Raw genomic sequence first — 6,140 nt, forward strand, 5'->3', positions numbered from 1 at the left:
GTCAACGCGCTGTCGCACTACACCGACTGGACCGTCGGCCACGTGCACAGCGGCGCGCTCGGCTGGGTGGGCCTGATCTCGATGGGCTCGCTGTACTACCTGATCCCGCGCATGTTCGGCCAGACCCGCATGCACAGCGTGCGCGCGATCGAGCTGCACTTCTGGGTCGCGACCGTGGGCATCGTGCTCTACATCGCCGCGATGTGGATCGCCGGCGTGATGCAGGGCCTGATGTGGCGCGCCGTCAACCCCGACGGCACGCTGGTCTACAGCTTCGTCGAGAGCGTCAAGGCCACCTACCCCTTCTACGTCGTGCGCTTCGCCGGCGGCCTGCTCTACCTGGGCGGCATGCTGATCATGGCCTGGAACGTCGCGATGACCGTGCGGCAGGGCCGCGCCGTCGCGACGCCGGTGCCCGCGGCCCTGGCCCACGCCTGACCCTCAAGGACCTTCCATGGCAGCGACCCCCCGCCCCGCGACCGGCCACGAGCGCATCGAGACCAACAACCTGCTGATGATCGTGCTGATCCTCGTGGTCATCGCGATCGGCGGCATCGTCGAGATCGTGCCGCTGTTCTTCCAGCGCTCGACCACGCAGGCCGCGCCCGGCGTGCAGCCCTACACCGCGCTGCAGCTGGCGGGCCGCGACGTCTACCTGCGCGAGGGTTGCTACAACTGCCACTCGCAGATGATCCGGCCGCTGCGCGCCGAGACGCTGCGCTACGGCCCGTACTCGACGGCCGGCGAGTTCGTCTACGACCACCCCTTCCAGTGGGGCAGCAAGCGCACCGGCCCGGACCTGCACCGCGTCGGCGGCCGCTACAGCGACGACTGGCACCGCCTGCACCTGATCAACCCGCGCGACCTGGTGCCGGAGTCCAACATGCCCGCCTACCCCTGGCTGGCGCGCAACGCGGTCGATGCCGCGGCGCTGCCCGGCCACCTGCGCGCGCTGCGCCTGGCCGGCGTGCCCTACAGCGATGCCGACATCGAAGGCGCCGCCGCCGCGGTCACCGGCAAGACCGAACTCGACGCGCTGGTGGCCTACCTGCAGGTGCTGGGCACCGCGGTGAAGTGACCCCCGAGGAAAGAACATGGACGTCAACACCCTGCGCATCGCGGTGACGCTGCTGTCGCTCGCGCTCTTCGTCGGCATCGTGGCCTGGGCCTGGTCGCGCGGCAACCGCGCGCGCTTCGACGAGGCGGCGCGCCTGCCCGCCAACGACGGCGAAGGGAGCGCGCGATGAGCGACTTCTTCTCCAGCGGCTGGTCGCTGTTCGTCGCGATCGCGACGATCGTGTCGATGCTCGCCTGCCTGGTGCTGCTGGCGATCGCGGCGCGCCGCAAGGTCGTGCTGCGCCCCGACGGCCGGCCCGACGAGACCACCGGCCACACCTGGGACGGCGACCTGAGCGAGCTGAACAACCCGCTGCCGCGCTGGTGGATGTGGCTGTTCATCGTCACCGTCGTGTTCTCCTTCGCCTACCTGCTGCTCTACCCGGGCGCCGGCAGCCATGCCGGGCAGTTCGGCTGGACCAGCACCGGCCAGTACCAGGCCGAGCAACGCGAAGCCGGCGAGGCCCTGGCGCCGATCTACGCGCAGTTCGCGCAGGCCCCGGCCGAGCAGCTGATGCGCGACCCGGCGGCGATGGGCATCGGCGAACGCCTGTTCGTCAACCACTGCGCGGCCTGCCACGGCTCGGACGCGCGCGGCAGCAAGGGCTTTCCCAACCTGACCGATGCCGACTGGCTCTATGGCGGCGACCTCGCCAGCATCGAGAAGACCATCGCCGAGGGCCGCAACGGCCTGATGCCGCCGATGGCCGCGGCGGTCGGCGGCGCCGGCGAGGTGAACCAGCTCGCGCACTACGTGCTGAGCCTGTCCGGCAGCCCGCACGACGCGATCGCGGCGGCCCAGGGCAAGCCCCGGTTCATGGCCTGCGCCGGCTGCCACGGCGCCGGCGGCAAGGGCAACACCGCGCTCGGCGCGCCCGACCTCACCGACAAGGTGTGGCTGCACGGCTGGGGCATCGACGCCGTCACGGCGATGGTCGTCCAGGGCCGCAGCAACCGCATGCCGGCGCATGCCGAGCGCCTGTCGCCCGAGCAGATCCGCGTGCTGGCGGCCTACGTGACGAGCCTGTCGCGCAGCCCCGCCGGCACCGCGCCCTGAGCGCGCGCACGATGGCCGGCCCGGCCCGCGAGCCGATCCCGATCCGCGCCGTCGCGGCCCGCGACGCCGCCGGCGAGGGCGAGACCGTCTGGCTCTACGAAAAGCGCCGCCAGATCTATCCGCGCGCCGTGCACGGCGCGTTCGCGGCCTGGCGCTGGGCGCTGGTGTGGGCCACGCAGCTGGTCTTCTACGGCCTGCCCTGGCTGACGTGGAACGGCCGGCCCGCCGTGCTGTTCGACCTGGCGGCGCGGCGCTTCTACATCTTCGGCCTGGTGCTGCATCCGCAGGACTTCATCTACCTCGCGGTGCTGCTGGTGATCAGCGCCTATGCGCTGTTCCTGTTCACCGCGGTCGCGGGGCGGCTGTGGTGCGGCTTCGCCTGCCCGCAGACGGTCTACACCGAGATCTTCCTGTGGGTCGAGCGCCGCATCGAGGGCGACCGCCCCGCCCGCATCAAGCGCGACGCCGCGCCGCACGGCGCCGACTGGGCGGCGCGCAAGGCCGCCAAGCACGCGGTGTGGCTGGCGATCGGCCTGTGGACCGGCTTCAGCTTCGTCGGCTACTTCACCCCGATCCGCGTGCTGTGGGCCGAGGCCTTCACGATGGGCTTCGGGCCCTGGGAGTGGTTCTGGGTCGTCTTCTACGGCCTGGCGACCTACGGCAATGCCGGCTGGCTGCGCGAGCAGGTGTGCCTCTACATGTGCCCCTACGCGCGCTTCCAGAGCGCGATGTTCGACCGCGACACGCTGATCGTCAGCTACGACGAGGCCCGCGGCGAGCCGCGCGGCTCGCGCCCGCGCCGTGCCGACCCGCGCGCGCTGGGCCTGGGCGACTGCATCGGCTGCGGCCTGTGCGTCGAGGTCTGCCCCACGGGCATCGACATCCGCCAGGGCCTGCAGTACGCCTGCATCGGCTGCGCCGCCTGCGTCGACGTCTGCGACGGCGTGATGGACAAGATGAACTACCCGCGCGGCCTCATCCGATTCGCGACGCAGAACGGCCTGGCTCAGCGTCTCGACCGCGCGCAGACCTGGCGGCGCGTGCTGAGGCCGCGCGTGCTGGTCTACGGCGTGGTGCTGCTGGCGATCTGCGGTGCCTTCGTCGCCAGCCTGGCCTTGCGTAGCCCCTTCCGCGTGGACGTCGTGCGCGACCGCGGCGCGCTGGCGCGGCTGGTCGGCGACGGCCACATCGAGAACGTCTACCGCCTGCAGGTGATGAACGCGACCGAGTCGGTGCAGCGCTACCGCGTCGTCGTCGAAGGCCTGCCCGGCGCGACGGTCGCGACGCGCCCCGACTTCAGCGTCGACCCGGCGCAGGCGCGCTGGCTGCCGCTGGCGGTGCAGGCCGGCCCCGAAGCGCTGCAGGGCCTGGCGCCCGGCGCCCACCCCATCGCCTTCGTCGTCGAGCGCGAAGCCGCCGGCGACGAGCCGGCCGCGCAGGTGCGCGAGAAGTCCACCTTCGTCGTGCCGCGCTGAACTGCCCTGGAGCCCCGCCATGCACCCCGTCCTCGCGAAACCCCTGCCCGCCCTCGGCCGCCCGTGGTGGCGCGAGCCGATGCTGTGGCTGATCGTCGGCGGCCCGGCGGCGGTCGTCGTCGCGGCGCTCGCCACGGCCGCGATCGCCTGGCACGGGGCCGACCGCGTGCTCGAGGAACCGCCCGCCGCGCAGCGGGCCACCGACCCGGCGCTGCAACCCGCGCTGAAGGCGCGCAACCACGCGGCGTCGCCGCGCTGAACCGGCGTCGCCACGGCCATGTTCCGCCTCGGTCTGCAGGTGCTCTGGCCCGCCTTCGTGATGGCGGGCGTGACGGAGATGCTGGTGTTCGCCGTGGTCGACCCGGCCGACCTGCGCTGGTTCGGCGGCCCGACCCTGGGCTGGCCGCGCGCCGCCACCTACACGATCAGCTTCCTGATCTTCTGGGGCGTGACCGCGGTCGCCTGCGGCATCACCGCGCTGCTGCTGGTGGAGCCCGGGCCGCCGCACGACGCTTGACCGGCGTCAAGGCAGGCCGGCCCCGCGGCCGGCACGATCGCGGCATGAACACCGAGACCGTCGCCGCCCCCGACCGCGTGAGCCAGCTGCTCGCCGGGCTGGACGTGCCCGGCCCGCGCTACACCTCCTACCCGACCGCCGACCGCTTCGACGACGACTTCGGCGCCGCGCGCTATCGCGAGGCCCTGGCCGCGCGCGCCGCGGCCGGCCAGGCCGCGGCGCCGTTGTCGATCTACGTGCACGTGCCGTTCTGCGAGTCGATCTGCTACTACTGCGCCTGCAACAAGGTCGTGACGCGTCACCACGAGCAGGCGCAGCCCTACCTGGCGGCGCTGGAGCGCGAGATCGCGCTGCACGTCGGCGCGCTCGGCCGCGGCCAGCCGGTGTCGCAGCTGCACCTGGGCGGCGGCTCGCCGACCTTCCTGAGCAACGCCGAACTGGACCGCCTGCTGGCCACGCTGCGCGCCGCCTTCGCCATCGCCCCGCAGGCCGAGCTGTCGATCGAGGTCGATCCGCGCACCGTCGATGCCGCGCGCCTGCGGCACCTCGCGGCGCTGGGCTTCAACCGGCTCAGCTTCGGCGTGCAGGACTTCGACCCCGAGGTGCAGCGCGCCGTGCACCGCGAGCAGCCCTACGAGCAGGTGCACGCGCTGATGCGCGAAGCGCGCGCGCTGCGCTTCGGCTCGATCAACGTCGACCTGATCTACGGCCTGCCGCGGCAGACGCCGGAGTCCTTCGCGGTCACCGTCGCGCAGGTCGCCGGACTGCGGCCCGACCGCATCGCGCTCTATGCCTACGCCCACCTGCCGCAGCGCTTCAAGCCGCAGCGGCGCATCCACGCGCACGAGCTGCCGATCGGCAGCGAGCGCGTGCACATGCTGCGCTCGGCGATCAGCGGCTTCCAGCGCCACGGCTACGCCTACATCGGCATGGACCACTTCGCGCTGCCCGACGACCCGCTGGCCTTCGCCAAGCGCCAGGGCCGGCTGCACCGCAACTTCCAGGGCTACAGCACCCAGCCGGACTGCGACCTGATCGGCCTGGGCGTGTCGGCGATCGGCCAGGTCGGCGGCTGCTACGCGCAGAACGCCAAGACCCTGGCCGGCTACGAGGCGGCGCTGGCCCGCGGCGTCTTCGCCACCGAGCGCGGCCTCGCGCCCGATGCCGACGACCGGCTGCGCCGCACGGTGATCATGGCGCTGATGTGCCAGGGCCGCGTCGACTTCGACGCGATCGGCAGCGACGTCGCGGCGCGCCTGCGCGGCGAGCTCGAGCGCCTGCGCGTCCACGAGGCCCAGGGCCTGGTCACCGTCGAGCCCGGCCGCATCGAGCTCACGCCGCTGGGCTGGTACTTCGTGCGCGCCATCGCGATGGTGTTCGACCGCCACCTGCAGGAGGACGCGCAGCGCGATCGCTACTCGCGCGTCGTCTGAAGGGCGTCGATGGACGCGGCGCTGATCCTCGGCGCCGGGCTGATGGGCCTGGCCGGCAGCCCGCACTGCGCGGCGATGTGCGGCGCGCCCTGCGCGGCGCTCGCCGGACGCTGCGGCCCGGCGCGGCAGCACGAGGCGATGGCCGGCTTCACGCTCGGCCGGCTGGCGGGCTATGCGGCCGGCGGTGCGGCGGTCGCCTCCGGCGTGGCGGCCTTCGCGCTGCTCGGCGAGGCAGCGCCGATGCTGCGCTCGCTGTGGCTGATGCTGCAGCTCGCGGTGCTCGGTCTCGGGCTGTGGCTGCTGGTCACCGGGCGCCAGCCGGCCTGGTGGGCGCGGCTGGGCAGCACGCGCGCGCCGCTGGCCGCCGGCGGCTGGCAGCGCATGGCCGCACCGCTGCGCGCCGGCGCGGCCGGCGGGCTGTGGCTGGCCTGGCCCTGCGGCCTGCTGCAGTCGGCGCTGCTGGTCGCGTCGCTGGCCGACACGCCGGCGCAGGGCGCCGCGGCGATGGCGTCCTTCGCGGCGACCTCCTCGCTGGGTCTGTG

8 protein-coding genes and 1 pseudogene (1 of these 9 running past the window's edge) are annotated in these 6,140 nt (G+C 73.3%); all 9 read left to right on the forward strand.

Going from position 1 to position 6,140, the window contains the following annotated elements:
* A partial coding sequence (locus tag QZV97_RS18120; protein WP_295645832.1) for a cbb3-type cytochrome c oxidase subunit I occupies positions 1-438 on the forward strand: 438 nt, incomplete at its 5' end.
* A 16-nt stretch (positions 439-454) separates the two neighbouring features.
* Positions 455-1,078 carry a cytochrome-c oxidase, cbb3-type subunit II gene (gene ccoO, locus QZV97_RS18125; RefSeq protein ID WP_295645835.1) on the forward strand — a complete coding sequence of 208 codons (624 nt, stop codon included), beginning with the start codon at positions 455-457 and terminating at the stop codon, positions 1,076-1,078.
* A 16-nt stretch (positions 1,079-1,094) separates the two neighbouring features.
* Entirely contained in the window at positions 1,095-1,247 is a 153-nt protein-coding gene (locus tag QZV97_RS18130; protein ID WP_295645838.1) for a cbb3-type cytochrome c oxidase subunit 3, read from the forward strand.
* A complete protein-coding gene (gene ccoP, locus QZV97_RS18135) occupies positions 1,244-2,173 on the forward strand; it encodes a cytochrome-c oxidase, cbb3-type subunit III (RefSeq protein ID WP_295645841.1) in 930 nt (309 codons plus the stop codon). Before QZV97_RS18130 ends, ccoP begins: the two co-directional genes overlap by 4 nt.
* 11 nt (positions 2,174-2,184) lie before the next feature.
* Positions 2,185-3,648: a cytochrome c oxidase accessory protein CcoG gene (ccoG, locus tag QZV97_RS18140; RefSeq protein WP_295645843.1), complete on the forward strand. Its 1,464-nt coding sequence runs from the start codon at positions 2,185-2,187 to the stop codon at positions 3,646-3,648.
* Between the two features lie 19 nt (positions 3,649-3,667).
* Positions 3,668-3,907 carry a hypothetical protein gene (locus QZV97_RS18145; protein ID WP_295645846.1) on the forward strand — a complete coding sequence of 80 codons (240 nt, stop codon included), beginning with the start codon at positions 3,668-3,670 and terminating at the stop codon, positions 3,905-3,907.
* A gap of 18 nt (positions 3,908-3,925) precedes the next feature.
* Complete coding sequence (locus QZV97_RS18150) at positions 3,926-4,165, forward strand: hypothetical protein (protein ID WP_295645849.1); 240 nt, start codon at positions 3,926-3,928, stop codon at positions 4,163-4,165.
* Positions 4,166-4,209: 44 nt separating this feature from the next.
* The gene (hemN, locus tag QZV97_RS18155) at positions 4,210-5,598 is read left to right on the forward strand and encodes an oxygen-independent coproporphyrinogen III oxidase (RefSeq protein ID WP_295645852.1); all 1,389 of its coding nucleotides are present in this window, start codon (positions 4,210-4,212) and stop codon (positions 5,596-5,598) included.
* Positions 5,599-5,607: 9 nt separating this feature from the next.
* A pseudogene (locus QZV97_RS18160) lies at positions 5,608-6,140 on the forward strand (sulfite exporter TauE/SafE family protein) (it continues 142 nt past the right edge of the window).

Source organism: uncultured Methylibium sp. (assembly GCF_902826655.1).
In the GTDB taxonomy this organism is placed as follows: Bacteria; Pseudomonadota; Gammaproteobacteria; order Burkholderiales; family Burkholderiaceae_C; genus Methylibium.